We start from the raw sequence: 20,602 nt of genomic DNA, 5'->3' as shown, positions 1-20,602 counted from the left end.
GAGCGCGGCGGACCGGACGTGGACGGCCGTCTCTTGTGCCGCCTCCAAGTGGCCGAGCGCCGCGCCTGATTCAAGGCCCTGGTCCCTGACAGGTGTCAGGAACCAGGGTTTTTCGGGCTTGCCTGCGGTGCGGGGAAAGCGCGGCCGCCGACGGGCACGGCAAGGGCTGGTACGGCGTGTGGCGAATGGGGTCAACGTCCGCATCCTGAACGAGGGCGACTGCGTCCATGGGGGTCGCGACGCGAGGCTGGACCCAGTACGGGATCATGCACTCAGGAGTGCCGGTGGTAGGCCTTGTTGGCGATGCGCCAGCCCGCGTCGACCTGGACCAGCAGGAAGATGTCGGTGAAGGCGTCCGCGCCGTGCCGGAGCGTCATGGACGCGGTGGCCACGGTGCCGTGGACGTCGACGGTGTCGATGCGGCGCGACCGGGCCGGCTCGTCCGGGGCCGGCCGGCCGGGGAAGAGAGCGCAGTACTCCTCCAGGCCCCACGAGACGAAGTCGCCGTCCCGGATCCCCTCGATGTGGGCCGTGGGCAGGAAGGCGTCGCGGAAGTGGCCGGGGTCGCCGGTGGCGTGTCCGCGCATGTAGGCACGCAGGGGTTCGAGGACGGCGGCATCGACGGCGGGCGTCGTGGCGGCGACGGCGATGTCGCCCTCGGGGTCGGCGGGTGTGCCGGCCAGGTCGGCCGCACTGCGCAAGGGGGTGTCCGACGCGGCGGCGAGCAGCGCCATGTCCTTGGCCAGCGCGCCGATCGTGAACTGGGCCGTGGCAGCGGATGCGGGGCTCCGCGCACCGGTGAGGAAGGGCCGTTTGCGTGCCACCAGCCCGCCCAGCTGGCCCAGTTCGAGGACATCCAGCACCTGGGCACGGGGCAGGCCCAGGGCGTCGGCCTGCCGCAGCGCGTCGCGCAGTGTGAGGACGGCGCCGGCGAGGCTGCTGTTGGCGATCAGCTTGAGCGCGGCGGCAGTCGGGGCGTCGTCGACCCGCCGTACGGTGCCGAGCACGTCCAGGACCGGGCGGACTCGGTCGAAGGCGTCCTCGTCGGCGGCGACGAGCATCCGCAGGGCCCCTGCGGCGACCGCAGGCACGGAGCCGAGCACGGGCGCGTGGACGTAGCGGATGCCGAGCCGCCGGGCCAGAGCCGCCGCCTCGGCGGGGGCGATGGTGCTGGTGTTGACCACGACCGTGTCCGGGCGCAGCGAGTCGCGGACCTGGTCGATGACCTCCCGGCAGGCCCGGCCGTCGAGCAGCGCCAGGAGGGCGATGTCGGCTTTGGCCACGGCGTCGTTCGGGTCGTCGGTCCTGCGGATGGCGCCCGCCGAGCGGCCCGAGCGTGTCCAGCCGATGACGTCCCGGGCGTGGTCGGTGAGTCGTGCCGCGAGGGCGGAGCCCATGCGGCCCAGGCCGAGAACGGCGATCGAGTGCGGTGTCATGCGTCCCAGCGTGCGGCCCCGCCGGATCTGCCACAAGCGCAGATCTCGCAGAACAGCCATGCGGTATCAGCAGAGTGAACAGGCATACTCCTGCCATGGCGTTGACTGCTTGGCGGACGTTCGTGACGGTGTGCCGGCTCGGGTCGCTCTCGGCGGCGGCCGCGGAGCTCGGCTACACACAGTCGGCCGTCTCCCGGCAGATCGCCGGGCTGGAGCGCGAGTTGGGGGTGCCCCTGGTGCAGCGGCATGTGCGCGGGGTGCGCCCGACGCCTGCCGGGGAGGTGTTCCGCCACCACGCCCTGGCCACGCTCAACGAGGCCGACCGTGCCGTCCGTGCCGTACGGGACGTCCGCCACGGGGCGCCCAGCCGGCCCCTGGCCGTCGGCGCGACGCCGTCCCTGGCCGCCGGGATCGTGCCCGTGGCGATCCGCCGCCTGCTGGAGACGGAGGGCCCCCTGAGCTGGAGTCTGCTGCCCGCTCTGAGCCAGGAGCTGCACGAGCGCCTGATCGCCGGCACGCTCGACGTGGCAGTCGTCACCGACGCGCCACCGGGGCTGACCGGTGACCCACGCGTCGAACGCCGGTTCCTCGGCCTGGACGAGATGGTGGTCGTGCTGCCCGCCGGCCATCCGCACGCGGGCCGGGGGCCGGTGCGCATTCAGGAGCTGGCCGACGAGATCTGGGTGGAGGACAACGACGGCTCGGCGACGCTGCTGCGCCAGCACGCCGCCCGCGCCGGCGTCACCGCCCGTATCGACCTCGCCGCGGCCGACCTGTTCGGCAAACTCGCCCTGGTCGCGGCTGGCCACGCCATCGCGCTGACACCCGGAGTCCTCACGGGCGCGCTGCGGACCGACGTCACCACGGTGCCCCTCGTCGACCCCCCGACCCGCGGCATCTACGCGCTCACACCCCACCGGGACCCGCATCCCTCCGCGGCACCTCTGACCGACCGGCTGGCAACGGCCTTCACCGCCGTCTCCGCCCCGGGCCCGGGGACAACTCCGTAGGGCAGGCCCGGGGCAAGAGCCGGCCGGACCGCGGTACACCCGGGGACGTCAGCCGAGCGACACCGGACGGGTCGACCGCCGCCGGACCCGGTTCGTGGGAAGGTGGGCCTCATGTCCACCTCGACGTCCGTCCGTCGCGTCCCCCTTGCCGCCACGGCCCTCGTCCGCGTCGGGGCCCTCGCCTGCACGCCGCGGACGCGACGGCGGGAGCGGTCTATCTCCTCGGCCGGTCACAGCACGGTCTTCTCCTGAGGAACCGGTTTACCCCTCTGTGTCAAAGTTTGTTCCGAAGCGGTCCGCGGCACTCGGATAACCGCGAGCGTGCCCCTCGCTGCGTGCGTGCGTGCGCCGGTCCGGGCGCACGGTGATCCGGCCCGGCAGCCGGGCGGAACAGAGGGTGGTCGATGACAACGATCGGCGTGGAAGAGGAATACCTGCTGCTCGACCCGGTCACCGGCCTGCCGGTGCCTCAGGCGGACAAGGTGCGCGCCGCGGCGGGCGTGGGCCGCCTGGTGGCCGACCAGGAGGTGCAGTACGAGCTGCTCCAGGCGCAGGTCGAGGTGGCCACCCCGGTGTGCCGCACCCTGGAGGAGGTCGGAGGCCATCTGCTGCGGCTGCGGCACGCCGTCGGAGCGGCCGCCGAGGAGCACGGATGCCGGATCGCGGTGTGCGGGACCCCGCCGGTGCGGCACGGCCGCCCCATCGCCGTCACCGACCAGGCCCGCTACCGCGCCATGGTCACGCAGGCGCCGCAACTGGTGGCGGAGCAGCTGGTCAACGGCACGCACGTGCACGTCGCCGTGCCCGACCGGGAAGCGGGCGTGCAGGTCCTGAACCGGATCCGGGTCTGGCTGCCGACGCTCACGGCCATGGCGGCGAACTCCCCGCTGTGGGACGGCCACGACACCGGCTTCGCGAGCTGGCGCACGGTGATCTTCAGCCGGTGGCCGGTCAGCGGGATGCCCCCGCACTTCCTCGACGCCGCGGACTACGACCGGCGCGTGGAGCGGCTGCTGGAAGCCGGTCTGATCTCCGACACCGGTCAGCTCTACTGGCAGGCCCGCCTCTCCTCCCACTACCCGACGGTCGAAGTACGGTGCCCGGACGTCCAGCTGCGCGCGGACGAGGCGGTCATGCTCGCCGCGATCACCCGGGCTCTGGTGGAGACCGCCCTGGCGGAGACGGCCGCAGGCACTCCCGCCCCCGACTGCGCGCCGGAACTGCTCCAGGCCGCCATGTGGCATGCCGCCCGCCATGGTCTCGGCGACACCCTGGTCGACCCCGGCGGCACACGGCACCGCGCCGGTGACGTGCTCTACGAGCTCCTGCGGCACGTGGCTCCGGCACTCGATGCCTCCGGCGACGCCCGGCAGGTCACGTCCTTGATCCACCGTCTCCTGCAGGACGGAACCGGCGCGGACCGGCAACGCGCCGCGCTCGCGCACGGCGGTCTTCGCGCCGTCACCGAGCTGATCAGTGCCCAGAGCACGATGCCGTGAGCGGGGACCTTCCGCTCAGGCCGCCGCGGCGTACCTGCGGCGACAGCGGTCGGACCACTGCGTGGCAGCGCTGACGCCGCATGCGGTCAGAACCTGACCGCTTCGCGTGCCACGGTCTCCGGGCAAGCCGCCCGGAGACTTGGACGACGGGTCGGCACACGACTCGAAGGCCGAGGTGCTCCGATGACCGTTCTCGACGCCCGGGCGCTCAACCGCGCCACCCTCGCACGCCAGTTGCTCCTCGAACGGGCCGACCTGCCGACGCTCGACGCCGTCACGCGCCTGTGCGGACTCCAGGCGCAGGAACCGCAGGAGCCGTTCATCGGCCTCTGGTCGCGGCTGCGGGGGTTCGACCCGGCGGTGCTGTCGGAGCTGCTGACCGGGCGGCGGGTGGTGCGGACCCACCTGATGCGCCGTACCGTCCATCTCGTCACCGCCGACGACGCCCTGGCCTGGCGGGCCCGCCCCGACGGCATGCTGCGCCGGCGCGTGCTCGGGGTCTACCGCCGCGAACTCGACGCCGTTGATCTCGGCGAACTCGCGGCGGCGGGCGGGCAGGTCATGGCCGACGGCGAACCCCGTTCGATGCCCGAGCTGGCGCGAGCCGTCGCGGGCCGCTGGCCGGATGCGAGCCCGCGGCCCCTGGGCGAGATGCTGGTCGCCGGCCTCCTGCCGACGGTGCAACTGCCGCCGCGCGGCCTGTGGCGGGCGACGGGGGGCGCACGCTACACGCTGATGTCCTCCTGGCTGGGACGCGAGATCGAACCGCCGGCCCCGGACGGCTCCGACCCCGTGGGGCGGGAGCTGGTTCGCAGGTACCTGGCCGCGTACGGGCCCGCCGCCTCGGCCGACCTGCGCGCCTGGTGCGGCCTGACCGGACTGCCCGCCGCGGTCTCCGCCGTGCGCGAGGAACTGATCTCCTTCCGCGACGAGCGGGGCCGGGAACTCCTCGACCTCCCCGACGCCCCACGCCCCGACCCCGGCACCCCCGCTCCGGTGCGGTTCCTGGCGGCGTTCGACAACGCGATCCTCGGCTACGACGACCGCAGCCGCATCATCGACGACGACCACCGCAACCTGTCCGTCGCGGGCGCCCGCGCCGTCCTGGTCGACGGCCGGGTCGCCGCGACCTGGACCGCCGAGTCGGACACCGTCCTGGTCACCCGGCTGCGCCGCCTCTCCCGCGCCGACCGCGCAGCCGTCGCCGAGGAGGGACGTCTCCTGGCGTCCCTCCTCTCCGGCGGCGAGAGCCGCCGGGTGCGGGTCGCCGCCTCCGCCGGCTGACACCGATGCCGGTCACCCGCTGATACGGACCCATTCCGCGCGGGTACCCAGAGGTGCGCCGCGGACGCGACGCCACCGCGTCCGCACGAAGCAGGAAAAGGAGCCGGCATGGCGGACCGACTGCGCGGGCCGGGCGAGCCACCGGTGGTTCACGTGACGCCCCGCGGGGCAGGCGGGACGGAAACCCGTCGCCTGACAGAGCTGTCCGGCGGAGTCGGGAGCACACTGGAAGGGTGCTGCCGGTGCTCACGAGGGGGTGTCGGCCGATGGAAGCGTCGAAACGTACGACCGTGCGGTGGTGGCGGTGGCGACACAACGCGCTCAAGCGGCGCGTCGACGTCGTCGAGGCCTGGGTCGTGCTCGCCGGGTGGGTGCTCGCCCTGCTGGGCGGGCTGGTCGTGGGCCTGATGGCGGCCGGCGCGGTCGAGCGGGCCGTCGAACGGCAGCGGGTGGAGAGCCGTCAGGTCACTGCCGTGCTCGTCGAGGACGCGCCGGGCCCCTCACCGGCCCGCGCGGCGAATGACCACCGGGTGTGGGGCAAGGTGCGGTGGACCGCGCCGGACGGCTCGACCCACAAGGAAGAGGCACGCGTGCCGCCCCGGGCTCCCGCCGGGAGCACGATCCCCCTGTGGGTGGACCGCACCGGCGACATCACGACCCCACCGGTGTCCAACGGCGAAGCGTGGCTTCACACGGCCATGGGCGGCGCACTGGCAGGGGCCTTCGCGGGCGGCGCGGTACTGGGAACGGCGTGGCTGACCCGGCTGGCGCTGGACCGGCGCCGCATGGCGATGTGGGACGCGGAGTGGGAGCGCATCGACACGCGACGCGGATGGAAGACGGGCTGAACCGGGCGGCGGCGCCGTCAGCGCCGGTCCGAGTCGGGCGTCAACCCCGATGAGTCGCCGTGGAAGCCCGGGCGCACCAAGCCGCCGTCCCTACCCGTCCCCGCCGGAACGCCGATCACGCCGGCCCGGCGATCACGCCCGCCCCACCGCGTCCTGTCCCTCGATCGTCTCGTGGTCCCCGGGCGGGACGGCTGACGTCCGCCCGGTCCGCCGGCCGCGGCCCCGCCGGTCGGTCAGGCGGATGGCCAGGGGCTCGGTCCAGCGGGCGGTCACGGGGCCGAGGAGGACCATGATGAGAACGTACGCCGTGGCCAGGGGGCCGAGGGCGGGCTCGATACCGGACGTGACGGCGAGACCGGCGATGACGATGGAGAACTCGCCGCGGGCGACCAGTGTGCCGCCGGCCCGCCAGCGGCCCCTGCGCCCGGCCCCGGCCCGCCGCGCGGCCCAGTAGCCCGTGGCGATCTTCGTCGCGGTGGTGACGGCCGCCAGGGCGAGGGCGGGCAGCAGGACGGGCGGGATGCTGGCCGGGTCGGTGTGCAGGCCGAAGAAGACGAAGAACACCGCGGCGAACAGGTCCCGCAACGGCGCGAGCAGGCTCGTCGCACCCTCGGCGACCTCACCGGACAGCGCGATGCCCACCAGGAAGGCACCCACCGCCGCGGACACCTGCAACTGCTGGGCCACCCCGGCGACGACGAGCGTCACCCCCAGGACGACCAGAAGCAGCTTCTCCGGATCGTCGCTGGAGACGAAGCGGGAGACGTGGCGGCCGAAGCGCACCGCGAGGACGAGCACGAGGCCGGCCACGCCCAGGGCGATGGCCAGCGTGACGCCCCCCGCGGCCAGACCCACGCCGGCCAGCAGGGCCGTGACGATGGGCAGGTAGATCGCCATGGAGAGGTCTTCGAGGACCAGGATGCTCAGAATGGCCGGGGTCTCGCGGTTGCCGAGCCGCCCCAGATCGCCGAGGACTTTGGCGATGACGCCGGAGGACGACACCCAGGTGACACCGGCCAGTACGACGGCGGCGACCGGCCCCCAGCCGAGCAGCAGCGCCAGCACCGCGCCCGGCAGGGCGTTGAGGACGGCGTCGACGAGGCCGGCGGGGTAGTGGGTGCGGAGGTTGGAGACGAGGTCGGTGGCCGTGTACTCCAGGCCCAGCATGAGCAGCAGCAGGATGACGCCGATCTCGGCGCCGATGGCGACGAAATCCTCGCTGGCACCGAGCGGCAACAGCCCGCCCTCGCCGAAGGCGAGCCCGGCCAGCAGGTAGAGCGGGATCGGCGAGAAGCGGAAGCGCCCGGCGAGGCGGCCGAGCAGCCCGAGCCCGAGGATGAGGCAGCCGAACTCGATCAGGAAGAGAGCGGAGGAGTGCATGGCGGGTCACTCCCGCCCGAGAATCGCGGCGGCCGCCTCCACGCCCTCGCGGGTCCCGATGACGATGAGGGTGTCGCCGCCGGCCAGCCGGAAGTCCGGGGTGGGGGAGGGGATCGCGTCCGCCCGGCGCAGTACCGCCACGACGGACGCGCCGGTGTCGGTGCGGATCCGGGACTCGCCCAGCAGCCGCCCGTTCCAGTGCGAGGAGCCGGGCAGTTCGATCCGTTCCGCCACGAGTCCCAGGTCGGTGGTGGACAGCAGGTTCGGTGTGTGGTGGGCCGGCATCAGCGCATCAATGAGCGTGGCCGCCTCGTCCGCCGTCAGCCGCACCGAGAGGTCGCAGGCGTCCGGGTCGTCCTCGCGGTAGGCGCTGATGGTGCGGTGGCCGTCGCGGTGGGCGACCACCGACAGCCGGCGGCTCTCCCGCGTCGTCAGGTCGTAGCGGACGCCGATGCCCGGCAACGGCGTACTGCTGAGGCGCGGCGCACTCATGGCTGTCCCCCTTCGGTCGGCGTGCGCGTTCGGTTGACTCGCCCGCGGGGGCCGCCCGGACGAGCGCCCAGATCCGGCCTGTGAGGTCATCCTAGGCGGCCGGGCCGGACCGTACCCGTCCTGTGCGTGCTACCGGGGTACCTGCGGGAAGGGGGAGCCGGACGGGAGGGGAGTGGCCGTGGAGAGCCGCGCGGTCGCGCCCTCCACCTGCCGCACCGTGCCCTCCCCCGGCCTGCTGCCCGTGCCCGCGCCGGTGGACAGTTGGGACCAGGCCCCGAGGGCCAGGGCGACGGCGGCCGCGGTCGCGACGACGCGTCCCACGCGCCGGACCTTGGCACGGCGGTCCAGGTCCCGCCAGGCCACCCGGACCCAAAGATCCTCCGGATGCCACAGGTCGCCGACGGTGTGCGGGGGTTGGAGCTGCCGTCCCGCCTCCCGCTCCCGGGCGGAGGGCTCCCTCGGGGCGGAGGCGCGTATGGCGGACTCGCTGTCCGTGAGGAACCTCAGCCACACCTCGTCCGGGAGCGAGGGGGCGCCGTCCGGCTCGTCGGGCGTTCCCCGCCCGTCCGTCCCTTCGGTGGTCACGTCCCGTCATCCCCTCTCCGACCGTCGGCCTGATCACTTGGGCAGCGAGAGATCAGTATGCCGCCCGGCCGCGGAGTCGCGCCCGCGCTCGTCCCCGCGCAGCGCGTTCGAGACCGTTTCGGTGCCGGGGGTGCTCAGCAGCCGCCGTTCGAGGGTGCTGCGGGGCGGGAGTGCTTCGCCGTACTCCCGCCCCCGGCTGTCAGACGCCGGCCGGCGCGGCCGGCAGGACGTGGTCGCCGACCTTGTCGGTGCTCAGGCAGAGCGAGCAGACGACCGCGTCGTGCGTCCGGCAGGCGGCCACGTCCGGCCGCTCGAACTGCTGCAGGCACACATGGCATTCGTAGGTGACGGCGCTGGGGTTGCCGTCCTCGTCCAGCATCGGCTCGACGATGCCGTCGTCGGTGCGGCGCAGATAGTACCTGCCCTTGGTGACCACGGCCATCAGCGGGGTGAGGACGAAGGCGATGACGGCGGCGGCGACGGGGGAGTACGGCTGGAGCATGTCGCCGAGCGCGTGGAAGTACATGGCGATGGACAGTCCCGACGCGGCGACGAAGGCCACGACACCGACCGGGTTGACGGCGTAGAGCATGCCGCGGCGGAACTCGGGCGCGTGCGGGGACAGCTTCAGCACGTACTTGTTGATGCCGATGTCGGTGGCCACGGTGACCACCCAGGCGATCGCGCAGTTCGAGTAGAAGCCCAGGATGCCGTTGAGGAAGCTGAACATGTCGGCCTCCATCAGGGCGAGCGCGAAGCCCAGGTTGACCAGGACGAAGACCATCCGGCCCGGGTAGCGCCTCGTGATGCGGGTGAAGGAGTTGGTCCAGGCGAGGGAGCCGGAGTACGCGTTCGTCACGTTGATTTTGATCTGGCTGATGACGACGAGCACCACGGCCAGCGGGACGACGAGCCAGGACGGCATCATCGCGTCGAAGGCGCCCTTGAACTGCTGGATCGGCTCGGGCGCGGCGGAGGCTCCTACCTCGGCGATGATGTACACCGCGAGGAACACGCCGATGGCCTGCTTCAGCGCGCCCAGCACCACCCAGCCCGGGCCGGCCATCACCACGGCCGTCCACCAACTGCGCTTGTTGGCCTCCGTCTTGGGCGGCATGAAGCGCAGGTAGTCGATCTGCTCCCCGATCTGCGCGATCAGCGACAGGCACACGCCCGCGCCCAGCAGCACGGAGGCGGTGTTGACGCCGCCGTCGCCGTCGGTGCCCGCGTAGGCGAGGAAGCGGTCGACGGTGCCCGGGTCGGTGGAGACCAGATAGACCAGCGGGCCGACCATGAGCAGCAGCCAGATCGGCGTCGTCCACACCTGGAGCTTGCTGAGCGCCGTCATGCCGTAGATGACCAGCGGGATCACCATGAGCGTGGACACCAAGTAGCCGAGCCAGAGCGGCAGTCCGAGGCCCAGCTTCAGGCCCTGCGCCATGATCGAGCCTTCGAGGGCGAAGAAGATGAAGGTGAAGCTGGCGAAGATGACACTCGTGAGCACCGAGCCGAAGTAGCCGAAGCCGGAACCGCGGGTGATCAGGTCCAGGTCGATGTTGTAGCGGGCCCCGTAGTAGGCGAGCGGGAAACCGGTCACGAAGATGACGACCGCGGCGACGGCGATCGCCAGCAGCGCGTTGCCGGTGCCGTGGGCCAGACCGATGCCGGCCCCGATGGAGAAGTCGGCCATGTAGGCGATGCCGCCGAGCGCGGTCGTCGCCACCACCATCGGGGTCCAGCGGCGGTAACTGCGCGGCGCGAAGCGCAGCGTGTAGTCCTCGAGGGTCTCCTTGACTGCCTGGTCGGTGCCCGGTGCTGCCTTCTGCGCGGGTTCCGGATCGGCTACTTCGGCCAGTCGTGGCTCGGTGCTCATGCCACGCCTCCTTGCTGCGGGTTTGGGGACTGACAAGGCAGGCACGGTAGGCAGTGGTCGTTACCCCTAAATACTTCCTGCGTGAAGGGAATGTTTCGGAGGCATCTCACCACCGGCGGCCGTTTGGAGCACGCCCGACCCGAACAGTCCGTAATTCGCGTGCGAGCCGGAGGCCGGTGCGGCCGTGCCGTGCACCGTGGCCGGAGAAGGGCGCCCGAGTCGCTTGGGGGCCCGTCGGCGCCGTTCCGGAGTGTGGGGCAGCCGCTGAGGTCGTCCAGGCGGTGGTCGACCCGGACGAGGCAGTCGAACAGGCCCAGCGGGGCGATCGCGGCGGCGGCCAGCGGCGGCGGATCTCGTTTCTCGCGGCGCAGGACAGCGCGGCGACGACGGCGAGGGGGTGACCGGCGCGGCTGTGACGGCGAAGGGGCGAGCGGCGCGTCCTTGTGACGGCGAGGGAACGACCGGCGCGGCGATGACGGCGAGAGGGGCGACCGACGCGGCGGCTGTCGGCCGGCAGGGCCCCGCCGCGGGGGACGGCAGGCCGGCGGTGAGCCGGCGGGGGCATGACGGCGTAGCCGGCCCGTGCGGCGAGGCCCGTGTGCGGAGCTCCCGGGTGGCCCGGCCATGCCGTGCCCGAGCCGAGCAGGGCAGCACCGCCCGCAGTCCGGCCGCGATTGGACCGGCCCGGTGGCGAACAGGGCAGGAAAGAGGGCCCGTGCACCGGCACGGGCCCTTGCACCCTCTCAGGTGCGGTCACTTCCTTGTGTACGACGTGACCAGGACCGGGGCGGTCGGCCGGAGGGGGGATGAACCGGCGGTTCCGCGGTGCGGCGCCCAGGTCTGTGGCTCAGCGGGCGCCCGGGCCGCCGCTGCCGAACCCGCCGCTGCCGCCCTCGTTCCAGCGGGGACGCTCCTGCGAGGCGCTCGTCCGGTCGCCCTGGTTGCCATGCGTGTTCAGCTCGTGCGGCGTCAGACGCTCCTCGCTTCTCGGCATCTCGTTGGGCTCCCTGCGCTCGCTCGTCTCGCGGACCGGGCCGCCCTCGGGCAGCCTGGGCTGCTCCTCCGGGCGCGGTGTGGGCAGTTCCCTGCGCTTGTTGCGAAAGCCGAGGACGAAGGCCCCCAGCAGCAGGGCCACGACCGCCACACCCGCCACGACCAGCCCGATACCGAGGGCGCCACGGCCCGCGGCCATCTCCATCCATGCGGTGTTCATGGCACGCGAGTACCCCTGGTCCTCTCCGTGAACCGGCTCGCCTCCTCGGTCAGGGCCCGGCTCACCTCCTCGGTCAGAGCCTGGTCCTCGAGCGGTTCTCCCCACGGAACAACGGTTTGACCGGCAGCCGGCGGGGCTACCCGCGCGGTGTGACTTCGACGACATCCCAGCAGGAGCTGTTCCGGTTCCTGGAGGACCGCTTCGCCTGTGCGCAGGCGTGCACCGAGTGCGCGCGGGCGTGTGCGCTGCGCGCGAGCCTGGTGGATCCCGACGGTACCGAGAACCAGGAACTCGTACGACGTAAGGGCATCGTGTGCGCGGAAGTCTGCGACGCGACCTGCCGTGTGCTGTCCGAGCAGAACCAGGTGGACGAGACCACGATCCGTGTACAGGTGGAGTGGTGCCGGACCGTGTGTCTCGAGGCCGCCCAGGTCTTCGACGGACAGGCGGGAGCGGAGGACTCTGCGGCGGCCTGCCGCGCATGCGCGCGGGCGTGCACGGACTTCCTCGCCACGCTGAACTGACCCGGCACCACCCCGTCACGACACCGAGGTGCCGACACGGAGGTGACACCTCGATGGCAGGACATGAGAACGGGCACGGGCGGGACGCGCGAAGGGCGGCCCCCGGGGCCGCGACTCACGGGGCCCATGTCGTCAGGAGCGTGCGCGTTCGACCTTCGTCGTGCCGGAGCCGACGGGCCCGATCCGCAGCACCGTGCCGGCGAGGTCGGTGAGCGTTCCGACCTCCACCCGTTGCCGTCCGCCGGGTGCCGTGGCCGTCACCTTGTACTGAGCCGGGTCGGCGTCGCCGATCTCGACCTCCAGTACCGCGCGACAGCTGGGTGGCACCGTCACGCGTGTCGTATGGGCGTCGGCCGAGTGGTGCACGGCGACCTCGACCGGGCCGCGCACCGACGGCACTCTCCCCGTCACGTCGGTCAGGGCGCCGGTCCTGGGGCGGATGAGGAACTCCGCCGCGCCGGGGGCGGTGACGCGGACGCCGAGGACGTGCCGGGCGATGGCGTTGGCCGGAGCTGAGGCCCAGGCGTGGGAGAACGTCATGTTGGACTTCAGCGCGGGATCCCAGGCCTCGGTGACGATGGTGGCCTTCAGCGCGTCCAGCATGTGCAGCCAGGAGTTGGTGGCCGTGGAGGTGAGCAGCGCGAGCGCGGCGTCGGCGCGGCCGAGGCGGAAGAGGGCGTCGAGAAGGAACTGCGCCCCGTACACGCTCATCCGCATGCCGCCCGCGGCGAGCGTGTCCCCGAGCCTGGCCCGCACCTCGTCGTCCAGGGTGTCCGCGACACCGAGCGCGACCGGGAAGGCGGTGGCGTGCTGGGCGCTGTGCGTGGTGCCGATCCCGTCGAGGAACCGGCCGGCCGCGCTGTCGAGCAGGGCGGTGCGCATGGCGCTGGCGAGTGTGTCGGCGCGTGAGCGCAGGACTCGCGCGTCGTCGTCCTTGCCGAGCGCCTCGGCGCAGTGGGCGAGGGCGTCGAAGGCCGCGTACTGGAAGGCGTTGACGACGGTGTTGACGTTGGTGAAGACATATCCGTCCCGGCTGGCGGCCGGCCAGTCGACGAGGTCGCCCAGGTCCTGGCTGCTGCTGCCGGGCGGCTTGCGGACCAGGCCACGGGAGTCCAGGTAGGCGGTGAGGTTCTTCGCGGCGAGCAGGTCGTAGTCCTTGGCGAGCTGCCGGTCGTCGCCGGTGGCGAGGTAGTCCTCCCAGGCGGAGAGCGCGCACATCAGCCGGTACTCGGTGGGCCAGGTGCCCTTGCGGACCAGGTAGTCGTTCGACCAGCGGGCCAGGGCGTAGGAGCGCTGGACGCCGTACTCGGAGAGCTGGTTGATCAGCGCGTCGCCCTCGTAGGGGCCGCGTTCCCGGGTCGGGGTGTCGGTGTAGAGGTCGCCGCGGGTGGCCTCGATGGAGTACCGGCACAGCTCCCAGACGCGGCCCAGAGCGGGGTCTGAGCTGTGGAAGGAGGCGTGCGAGTCGTCCCAGTCCAGTCGCCAGGCGTGCCCGGTGACGACGGCCTTCGACAGGTCGAGCCCGGTGCGCAGTTCGGCCCAGCGGAAGCCGCGGTAGCCCCAGTGCTCGAAGCGCTGGCTGCCGTCGCGCAGGGTCCACACCTCGCGGTAGGTGTTGGTTGCGCGCAGTTGGTACCTGACCGTGCCGTCGCCGTTGAGCTCCTCGCCGAGCCGCACCTCGACGGTGTCGCCGGCGCTCCCGGTGACCTCCAGGGTCAGCCCGCCGACGATCTCCCGGCCGAGGTCCACCAGCCAGCGGCCGTCGGCGACCTCGGTGACGGAGGCGGGGACGACGTCGTGGAGCCGTACGGGCTCGATCGCAGCCGGCACCAGTCCGGCGATCGCGGTGCGGACGACCGGGGTGTGCCAGCCGCTGTCGTCGAAGCCGGGCCGGGTCCAGGCGACGGGCTCCCGGCGCAGGTCCCAGTACTCCTGCGGAACGGTGAAGTAGCTGCTGCCCGCGCTGCCCTTCGCGGGCAGCAGCCCTGCCTGGCGGCGCGCCTTCCAGCGGTTCCCCGAGGCGACGGTGGTGCGGCTGCCGTCGGTGTACGTGATCTCCAGTTGGGCGAGGAACTTCTGCTCGGAGGTGGTCCAGCACAGCGCGGCGAGCGCGTTCGTGCCGCCGCCGTCGCGCAGCGTCGAGGTGATGTCGAACGCCTGGTACGCCGTGCCCGTTCCGGACCGCACGGAGGCGTGCCCGACCACCGTGCCGTTGCTCCACACCTTCGCCGCGTACTGCCGTGCCGTGTCGGGCGAGGCGGCCGCGACGTAGAGGACGGCGGCGGCTGTCTCCTTGCCCGCGTCCGTGTCGTACTCATGGCGCAGCAGCGCCCACGTGTCGTCGGCTCCGTAGGAGGAGAGCGAGGAGGCGCCGGTGGGCAAGGTGAGCGTGCCGCCGGAGACCGTGCCGGCGGTGAAGGTGCCCTTGCCGGAGGCGAAGTCGTCGTCGAGGAGGACGGTCCCGTCGGCGGCGGTGAAGGTGACCCGGTCGTAGACCTGGGACTCGGTGAGGCCGTTGCGCAGGCCGATGTTGCCGGAGGTGTAACGGCTGTCGGTGGTGGTGTCGACGGTGGTGCCGTCGACCGCGGTCGTGAAGGTGGCGCCCGCCAGGGTGACGGTGAAGTCCAGCCACTCCCCGGTGGCCACGGCGAACGGCAGCCGGACCTCGCCGAGGACGGTGTACGTGCCGTTCACGCAGACGTGCTTGCGCAGGACGCCGGGAGTGCCGGCACGCAGCTGCCACATGTAGTTGTCGGAGGTGTTCGCGGCGCGGAACCACAGCCCGGCGGCCACGGCGGTGATCCGCAGCCGGGCGGCGAGGGTGCCGTCGGTCATGACCGGCCCGGCCGGCACCCAGATGGGCTCGGCCTCCCACTCGTCCTCGACCGAGGTGGCCAGCAGGGCGGGCTCCGACCAGGCGGAGCGTCTCTCGCCCCAGCTGGCGACCCGCCACCAGTAGGCGGTACGGGGCTGCAGGGGCGGCCCGGCGTACGGCACGGCGGTGGAGTCGGCGGACTTGCGCTTCCCGGAGTCCCAGACGAGCCGTTCGTCATCGAAACCGTCCGGGGCCGTGGCCAGTTGCAGCTGGTAGGCACGCTGGAGGGTACCGGCGCCGAAGTCGGGCACCTGCCAGCTGAACCGGGGGTGCTGCCCGGCGCTCGTCCCGAGCGCCTGCGGGAGCAGATCGGCCAGCGTCCCGGTCGGCGCGGGCGGCTTGCCGGGCGGCGTGGTGAAGCCCGGGCCTTCGGCCGCGAGTGCCCGGGGCCCGGTCAACACGACCGAGGCGGCCGCGGCGCCACCGAGTTGGAGAAGTCTTCGACGCGACAGGTCCCAGGACATGGGGCGACCTCGGTTCGTGAATGGTTTCAATGCGATTGCCCGGAGGTTAGGGTTCCGCATCGGACCGGTCAATGGTTTTGCCGAAAAGGGACCCACCGCGAATGTGAAACGATTTAACACCGATGGTTCTCCCCACGGCCGTGGCTTCGGAACGACGGATCCCGGCAACCGGAGGGTCGGGTGCCGGGATCGGGTTCGTGGTCGGCACGGTGACATCACACCGTGGCGGCGTCAGGTCAGGCGAGGGTCCACTTCTGGTTGTTCTGGCCGTTGCAGGTCCACAGGAGCAGCTTGCCGCCGTTGGCGGTCGCCGCGCTCGACACGTCCAGGCAGAGGCCGGACAGGTTGTTGGTGATGGTCCCGTTGGAGTTGGCGGTCCACTTCTGGTTGGTGCCGCCCGTGCAGTCCCAGATGATGACCTTGGTCCCGTCGGTGGTGCCGTTGTTGTCGGCGTCCAGGCACTTGTTGCCGTAGACGACCAGCTCGCCGCGTGACGTCTGGGTGAAGGTCTGGTTGCGCCCACCGGCGCAGTCCCAGATCTGCGCCTGGGTGGCGTTGGTGATGGTGTTCTTGTCGATGTCGACGCAGCGGTTCGAGGCGGAGCCGACGAGGGCGACGCCGTTGGTGCCGGGGATGCCCTGGACCCGGATGGCGTCGACGTCGGGGGCGGTGCTGCCGGAGACGGCTGCGAAGCGCACGGTGTTGTTGCCCTTGCCCAGGTGGGCGAGGACGGACACGGTCCGGTAGGTGGTCGCCGAGCCGGTCGGCGGGAAGGCGACGACGTACTTGTACTGCCCGTTGACCTGGACGGTGGCCTTGCGGGCGGTGCTGCCGCCGTTGGCGTACGTGATGTCGACCAGCTTGGTGCCGGCGGAGGCGGTGGTGACGCCGGTGAAGGTCGGTGTGGTGGCGGTCGTGGTGTCCTCGTACGTCGAGCCGGACGCCTCGGTGCCGGAGACCGTCAGCAGCACGGCGTCGTTCGCCGGGACGCTGGTGGTGTAGCTGGTCGCGTAGGACCCGGCGTTGGTGCCCGTCCATGCGTTGCGGACGGACGCGGAGGCGGTGGTCAGGCCCAGGTCGGCCCAGCGGACGGTCATGTTCGCGGCGGAGCCGGTGCGGTTGAGCAGGAGCACCGCGCGCTTACCGGTGCCTGAGAGGACCTTGCCGTACACCTGGCGGTTGCGGGTGTCCTCGGCGACCTTGACGCCCTGAAGGCCCCGGGGGTCCTGGTCGATGGCGATGACTTCGGAGTTGGTGAGGATGTCGCGGGTGGCGGTGCTCATCGTGGCCAGGTTGTTGCCGGCCAGCAGCGGGGCGCCGGAGATCGCCCACAGGCCCATGTGCAGCCGGTTCTGAGCGGCACTCAGGCCGTTCATTCCGACCATCAGCATGTCGGGGTCGTTGTAGTACCCGGTGTGCTGGGCCGCGGGGTGCAGCCCCTTGTCGAAGTTGGCGAGCATCTTGTCGGTGCTGGCGGTCTGGCCCCAGAAGATGACGTCGGTGCTGGTGCGCCACAGGTCGCCGTAACCGGTGGCCCAGTTCCACGGCAGTCCGGTGCCCCACTCGCAGAAGGACAGCACGAGCTTGCGGCCGGTGACGGCGGTGGCGGCCTCGTTGGCGGCGGTGATCTGCTTGTACGTCGTCTCCGGGTCCAGGCCCTCCTTCTGGCCGCCGCACCAGTCGATCTTGACGTAGTCGAAGCCCCAGCGCTGGAAGGTCTCCAGGTCCTGCTGGTAGTGGCCCTCCATGCCGGTGTCGGGGGCGGCGGGGCGGGTGGTGGGGTAGTAGTAGCCGCAGCCCTGTTTGCCGGCGTCGGTGTAGATGCCGGCCTTCAGTCCCTTGCTGTGGATGTAGTCGGCGACGGCCTTCATGCCGCCGGGCCACAGGGTCTCGTCGACGACGATGTTGCCGTTCGCGTCGCGGTCGCCCTGCCACCAGCCGTCATCCAGGTTGACGTACTTGTAGCCGGCGTCGGCCATGCCGGAGGAGACCAGGGCGTCTGCCTGCTGCTTGATGACGTCGGAGTCGATGCTGCTGGCGAAGCTGTTCCAGGACGCCCAGCCCATCGGCGGCGGGGTGACATCGATCTGGCTGGTGCTGACGGCGGTCGGTTCGACGGCCAGGGGCGCCGACGGCTCCTGCCGGTCGAGGCTCGCAAGACCGGCGACGACGAGCCCGACGGCGAGGACCCGGGCGGTGATGCGTCTTGTCCATCGTCGTGCAGCGGTGTGGGGCATGCGGCTCTCCAGGGGGAGGGGCGGGGGAAAGAACGTGATCTCGCCAAGACGCCGGCCCGGGGCGTCGTGAGAGAGGGCTCTGGCGGCATACGCCTGCGCGGTCACCGCCATGCCTGTCCGACATGCCGGACCACGTTCGGAGATCGGTCAGAAAGTAGGCTGCGGCAAACTACGGGTCAATGGTTCTGTCGTTTCTCGTTGGTTCCTGTGCGTCTCAATCGGCTTGGGGCACCGCGCGCCGTCGCCGACTGCCGACAGGGCGCCCTGGGTGACGGACCGTTGGACACGGGCCGTCGGTCGAGGAACACCTGCCTTCCTGTCAACTCCGTGTCTCAGTCGGCCGTTCAACCGAGATTCCGCGTGTGCGGGCCGGTTGTTGATTCCCGTTCGGCCGAGACGGTGGTCCCTGTCGAGAGGGGAGAGCGGAGCCCGGCGGCCGCCGTCCCGACCGCGGTGGTACGGCGAAACCGCCGCAGCCACCGCCCCGCGGTGCTGATGCCGGCCGCTTTCGAGATCGACGACTGCGTCTACGCCTTGCGCGCCGGGGCAGGCGACTTCATGCTCAAGGACGCCCCGGTCCGAACTCGTACCGGCGGTGCGGGTGATCGCCGCAGGTGATGCGCGCTCGCCCCCGTCCATCACCCGTCGCCTCGTCGAGGGCGTGGCTCGGCGCCCGCCCTCCCGCGCTCCGAACACCCGCCTGCGGCCCAACGGCCTCACGCCATGGGAGAGGGAGGTTCTGCCGCTGGTCGCACGGGGCCTTTCGAATGCGGAGAGCGCCGCGACGCCGGTGGTGGCCGAACGGACCGTCAAGGCCCGTATGCCCCGGCTGCTCGCCGCGCTCGGTGGGCAACCTCGTGGGGAGGGAGTCGACGGACCTGGTCGACGCCGCCATGAACTCACTGATCGTGAGCGGGAGTTGCTCGTTCCCCTCGTACCGCGGGCCGCGACCGGCCGGCCTCGCGTGGAGGACCGGCAGGTCGTCAACGGCATGGTCCACAGGATCCGTACCGATCGCTCGTGGCGTGACCTGCCGGAGCGATACGGGCCGCACACGAGACTTGCCTCCTGTGACGGCGAGGAGCAGGCCCTCCGGCCGTGGACCGCGCGGACGGGCGCCGGCTACTCGCCCTTCTCGCGTCCCGGCACGCTGCCCGTGACCGCCAGCACGGACAGCACCACCAACGCGGCGGCCGGGCCGAGCACGGTCCAGGGGGCCAGTTCGGCGTACGGCTGGTTCTCCGACAGCAGGCGGCCCCATTCGGGGGTGGGCGGCTGTTCGCCCAGGCCGAGGAAGCCGAGGGAGGCCAGGACCAGGACGGTGGTGGGCAGCCGGAGCAGGGCATTGCGCAGGAGGCCCGGGACGACCGCGGGCAGCAGGTGACGGCGCAGCAGGTGCAGCCGTCCCGCGCCGAGTGCGACGGACGCGGCGATGTGGCCGCTCGCGCGTTCCTGTTCGAGCAGGGCGGCGGTCTGGGCGGCGTACGGGCTCCAGCCGACCACGCAGACCGCGAACGCCGCGCCCCACACCGACGGTCCGGTCACGCCCGCGATCAGCAGGCCCGCGAGGACGGCGGGCAGCGTCGACACGACCTCCGTCGGGCCCGCGCTCGCCCGCGGTGCCATGCCCAGCAGCAATCCGGTGACGGCACTGACCACCGTCACGACCAGGGCGACCCCCGCCGTGCGCAGCGCCCCGTGGCCCAGCCTGGCCAGCAGGTCACGGCCCAGCGGGTCCGTGCCCAGCGGGTGTTCGGGGGACGGGGGCAGCAGGCGGGCCGCCGTGTCCACCTGGAGCGGGTCGCGCAGGAGGCCGGTTGCGACGAGGGCGAGCAGGGTCAGGGCACAGGCCGCGGTGACCCAGCGCAGGGAGCGCGGCACCGTGAGCGGGGGACGGCGCAGGGCCGGCAGCGCGCCCTCGCGCAGCGGCCGGCCGAGGAGGGCGTGACGCAGGGCCCGGATCAGCATGCCCGCGGCGACACCGAGCAGGACCAGGGCCAGCGTCGCCGTCTGCAGCACCGGCAGGTCCTGCGCGACGGCTGCCTCCAGGGCGAGCCTGCCGAGCCCGGGAATGTTGAAGATCTTCTCCACGGCGACCGCACCGCCGGCCAGGGCCACGACGGTCGGCAGCAACTGGGGCAGCATGCCGGGCAGAGTGCGGCGCAGCGCGCTGCGGGCGATGTGGCCGGGCGGCAGCCCGACGGCGTACGCCGTGCGCGCCCACGGTTCGTGGAAGGCGGCGGGCAGTGCCTGGTCGAGCAGCCCGCCGAGCATCGCGCCCGACGGGATGCCGAGGGCCAGCGACGGCAGCACCATCGACTGCGGCCCCTCCCACCCGCTGGACGGGAACCAGCCCCACCACACCCCGCACGCCGTGGCCAGCACCGAGGCGAGCAGGAACTTCGGCAGTGCGGCCAGCACGGCGGCCGTGCTGCCCGCCCGGTCCCGCCGCAGCCGGCGCCGGGAACCGAGGAGGACCGTACGGGCGCACACCAGTGCGGCCACCAGGGCCGTGACCGTGAACGCGCCCAGCATCAGCGTGAGGGAGACCGACAGGGCGGTGCCCACCTGCGGCATGACCGGTTCGCCGGAGACCCACGAGACGCCCGCGTCCCCGCGGGGCAGCCCGCCCAGCCAGTGCGCGAGATGCGCGAGCGGCCCCTCGTCCAGACCCAACTGCTCGCGTACGGCGGTCAGTTCCGCCGCTGTGGGGTTCTGGTCGGCGGAACGGGCGCGCAGCACCGTGCGGGCCGGGTCCGCGCCGGACAGCCACGGCAGCAGGGCCACCGCGCCGAGCAGCACGGCTCCGGCGAGCACACGGCCGGCCGCCGTCGGCCAGAGTGACGGGCGGACGGCGGCGGGGGCGTGCGCGAGGCTCATAC

At 72.4% G+C, this 20,602-nt stretch carries 15 protein-coding genes and 1 pseudogene; 7 read left to right on the top strand and 9 right to left on the bottom strand.

Annotated features, from left to right (window positions below):
• Window positions 1-272: 272 nt before the first annotated feature.
• Window positions 273-1,436, bottom strand: coding sequence for a nuclear transport factor 2 family protein (locus ACWD1U_RS22920; RefSeq protein ID WP_451110042.1), 1,164 nt, complete (start codon window positions 1,434-1,436; stop codon window positions 273-275).
• A gap of 95 nt (window positions 1,437-1,531) precedes the next feature.
• Here ACWD1U_RS22920 and ACWD1U_RS22915 point away from each other — a divergent pair, with 95 nt between their 5' ends.
• The 5 genes from ACWD1U_RS22915 to ACWD1U_RS22895 all read left to right on the top strand — a co-directional run bounded on the left by ACWD1U_RS22915 (window position 1,532) and on the right by ACWD1U_RS22895 (window position 6,077).
• Window positions 1,532-2,446 (top strand): LysR family transcriptional regulator, encoded by a 915-nt coding sequence (locus tag ACWD1U_RS22915; RefSeq protein WP_451110040.1) that lies wholly within the window; start codon window positions 1,532-1,534, stop codon window positions 2,444-2,446.
• Between the two features lie 111 nt (window positions 2,447-2,557).
• Window positions 2,558-2,698, top strand: a complete 141-nt coding sequence (locus ACWD1U_RS22910; protein ID WP_451110038.1) for a hypothetical protein — start codon at window positions 2,558-2,560, stop codon at window positions 2,696-2,698.
• Between the two features lie 152 nt (window positions 2,699-2,850).
• A complete protein-coding gene (locus ACWD1U_RS22905; RefSeq protein ID WP_451110036.1) occupies window positions 2,851-3,945 on the top strand; it encodes a carboxylate-amine ligase in 1,095 nt (364 codons plus the stop codon).
• 183 nt (window positions 3,946-4,128) lie between these two features.
• Window positions 4,129-5,229, top strand: coding sequence for a winged helix DNA-binding domain-containing protein (locus ACWD1U_RS22900; RefSeq protein ID WP_451110034.1), 1,101 nt, complete (start codon window positions 4,129-4,131; stop codon window positions 5,227-5,229).
• A gap of 266 nt (window positions 5,230-5,495) precedes the next feature.
• Window positions 5,496-6,077: an Rv1733c family protein gene (locus ACWD1U_RS22895; protein WP_451110033.1), complete on the top strand. Its 582-nt coding sequence runs from the start codon at window positions 5,496-5,498 to the stop codon at window positions 6,075-6,077.
• 132 nt (window positions 6,078-6,209) lie between these two features.
• On the opposite strand, the gene ACWD1U_RS22890 is transcribed toward ACWD1U_RS22895, so the two are convergent.
• The 5 genes from ACWD1U_RS22890 to ACWD1U_RS22870 all read right to left on the bottom strand — a co-directional run bounded on the left by ACWD1U_RS22890 (window position 6,210) and on the right by ACWD1U_RS22870 (window position 11,620).
• A complete protein-coding gene (locus ACWD1U_RS22890) occupies window positions 6,210-7,457 on the bottom strand; it encodes a cation:proton antiporter (RefSeq protein WP_451110031.1) in 1,248 nt (415 codons plus the stop codon).
• A 6-nt stretch (window positions 7,458-7,463) separates the two neighbouring features.
• Complete coding sequence (locus tag ACWD1U_RS22885; protein WP_451110029.1) at window positions 7,464-7,949, bottom strand: cation:proton antiporter regulatory subunit; 486 nt, start codon at window positions 7,947-7,949, stop codon at window positions 7,464-7,466.
• 129 nt (window positions 7,950-8,078) lie between these two features.
• Complete coding sequence (locus ACWD1U_RS22880) at window positions 8,079-8,534, bottom strand: hypothetical protein (protein WP_451110028.1); 456 nt, start codon at window positions 8,532-8,534, stop codon at window positions 8,079-8,081.
• Window positions 8,535-8,733: 199 nt separating this feature from the next.
• Window positions 8,734-10,407 (bottom strand): purine-cytosine permease family protein, encoded by a 1,674-nt coding sequence (locus ACWD1U_RS22875; protein ID WP_451110026.1) that lies wholly within the window; start codon window positions 10,405-10,407, stop codon window positions 8,734-8,736.
• Window positions 10,408-11,254: 847 nt separating this feature from the next.
• Window positions 11,255-11,620, bottom strand: coding sequence for a DUF6479 family protein (locus ACWD1U_RS22870; RefSeq protein ID WP_451110025.1), 366 nt, complete (start codon window positions 11,618-11,620; stop codon window positions 11,255-11,257).
• A gap of 149 nt (window positions 11,621-11,769) precedes the next feature.
• Between ACWD1U_RS22870 and ACWD1U_RS22865 the strand changes: the two genes are divergently transcribed.
• Complete coding sequence (locus ACWD1U_RS22865) at window positions 11,770-12,144, top strand: ferredoxin (protein WP_451110023.1); 375 nt, start codon at window positions 11,770-11,772, stop codon at window positions 12,142-12,144.
• A gap of 132 nt (window positions 12,145-12,276) precedes the next feature.
• On the opposite strand, the gene ACWD1U_RS22860 is transcribed toward ACWD1U_RS22865, so the two are convergent.
• Together ACWD1U_RS22860 and ACWD1U_RS22855 are read right to left on the bottom strand one after the other, a co-directional pair.
• Complete coding sequence (locus ACWD1U_RS22860; protein ID WP_451110022.1) at window positions 12,277-15,483, bottom strand: family 78 glycoside hydrolase catalytic domain; 3,207 nt, start codon at window positions 15,481-15,483, stop codon at window positions 12,277-12,279.
• A 236-nt stretch (window positions 15,484-15,719) separates the two neighbouring features.
• Window positions 15,720-17,720, bottom strand: a complete 2,001-nt coding sequence (locus tag ACWD1U_RS22855; protein ID WP_451110020.1) for an RICIN domain-containing protein — start codon at window positions 17,718-17,720, stop codon at window positions 15,720-15,722.
• Window positions 17,721-18,540: 820 nt separating this feature from the next.
• Here ACWD1U_RS22855 and ACWD1U_RS22850 point away from each other — a divergent pair.
• Window positions 18,541-18,765 (top strand): annotated as a pseudogene (locus ACWD1U_RS22850) (transposase); the annotation flags it as partial.
• Window positions 18,766-18,842: 77 nt separating this feature from the next.
• On the opposite strand, the gene ACWD1U_RS22845 reads toward ACWD1U_RS22850, so the two are convergent.
• Window positions 18,843-20,600, bottom strand: a complete 1,758-nt coding sequence (locus ACWD1U_RS22845; protein WP_451110019.1) for an ABC transporter permease subunit — start codon at window positions 20,598-20,600, stop codon at window positions 18,843-18,845.
• Window positions 20,601-20,602: the final 2 nt, after the last annotated feature.

This window comes from Streptomyces sp. NPDC002788 (genome assembly GCF_053592115.1).
This window is presented reverse-complemented; position numbering and strand designations above follow the sequence as displayed.